Raw genomic sequence first — 1,530 nt, 5'->3', positions numbered from 1 at the left:
CCCTCTGTGGCAACCTTGGAGAAGGCGGCTTGAGCTGCTGAAACTCTGACCCGTGAGGGCGTGCGAGGAGATCCACCCCTGTGACATCGCATCACCCGGTACCCGACCCCGAGGTACCAGCAAAGCCCCGAACAAGGACATACACCGCCGCGTACAAGGCGCGGATCCTGGCCGAGTACGAGACCCTCGACAAGGCCGGCAAGGGCGCCCTGCTTCGTCGGGAAGGCCTGTACACGTCGCTGCTCGCGGCGTGGAAGCACCAGCGTGACGCCGGCGCCCGCGAGGCCCTGGCCAAGCCGGCCGGGCGGCCGAAGACCGACCCGGCGATGCGGGAGGCAGCCCGGTTGCGGGCCGACAACGAGCGACTGCGCGCCGAGTTGGACAAGGCCCGCACGGTGATCGAGGTGCAGGGAAAACTCTCCGCGCTGTTGGGGCAACTCGCGACCGACAGCCAGCACAGCGGGAGCGAGCCGACACCATGATCGACGCTGCGATCACCGAACTGACACCGCTGATCGGGGTCCGGGCGGCGTGCCGGGCCACTGGCCGGCCGCAGGCCAACCACTACCGCCGGCACCGCCAGACACCCTCGCCACCACGGCCGGCGCTCGAACCCAGACCGCAGCCACGCGCCCTGAGCGCGGCCGAGCGTGACAGCGTCCGGGCGCTGCTCAACAGCCCCGACTTCGCCGACATGGCCCCTGCGGCCGTCTACCACACCCTGCTGGATGAGGGCGTGTACGTGGCGTCGGTGTCGAGCATGTACCGGATCCTGCGCACCCACGGCGAAGTCAGGGAGCGCCGCCGCCACGCGGTGCACCCGCCGAAGGTCAAGCCCGAGCTGATCGCCGACGCCCCCAATCGCGTGTGGTCGTGGGACATCACGAAGCTGCGCGGCCCGGCCAAGCGGGACTTCTACCACCTGTATGCGGTGATCGACATCTACAGCCGCTACACCGTCGCGTGGCTGCTCGCCGAGCGCGAAGACGCCGCCCTGGCCGAACGGCTGCTGTCCGACGCGATCACCAAGCAGGGCATCGCGCGTGAGCAGTTGACCATCCACGCCGACCGCGGCACCTCCATGGCGTCCAGGACCGTCGCGCAGATGATGGCCGACCTCGGCGTGACCAAGTCCCACTCCCGGCCCAGGTGCAGCAACGACAACCCGTTCTCCGAGGCCCAGTTCAAGACCCTGAAATACCGGCCCGACTTCCCCGACCGCTTCGGCAGCATCCAGGACGCCCGAGCGCACTGCCGGGCCTTCTTCACCTGGTACAACACGATCCACCGGCACTCCGGCATCGGCTGGCACACCCCACACGACGTCCACCACGGCCACGCCCAGATCGTCCGCGACGCCCGCACCGACGTCCTGACCACCGCTTACGCCCGCAACCCCGAACGGTTCGTCCGCGGCATCCCACAACCACCCGCCCTACCCGAACCCGCGTGGATCAACAAGCCCGACGACGAGCCGACTCAGTCAACGAACCCCTGAACCACCCGCCCCGAAAAGGTTGACACCTTCCG

1 protein-coding gene is annotated in these 1,530 nt (G+C 68.9%); it reads left to right on the top strand.

What is annotated here, in order from left to right:
* Positions 1 to 80: 80 nt before the first annotated feature.
* Positions 81 to 1,498, top strand: a protein-coding gene (locus ACFYPS_RS36875) for an IS3 family transposase (RefSeq protein ID WP_387331137.1) whose coding sequence is annotated in 2 segments (ribosomal slippage) — positions 81 to 411 and positions 411 to 1,498 — 1,419 coding nt in all. Because the reading frame shifts where the segments join, the coding sequence is not laid out codon by codon here.
* Positions 1,499 to 1,530 lie beyond the last annotated feature (32 nt).

It is taken from the genome of Micromonospora sp. NPDC005087, assembly GCF_042872965.1.
Taxonomy (GTDB): domain Bacteria; phylum Actinomycetota; class Actinomycetes; order Mycobacteriales; family Micromonosporaceae; genus Micromonospora.
This window is presented reverse-complemented; position numbering and strand designations above follow the sequence as displayed.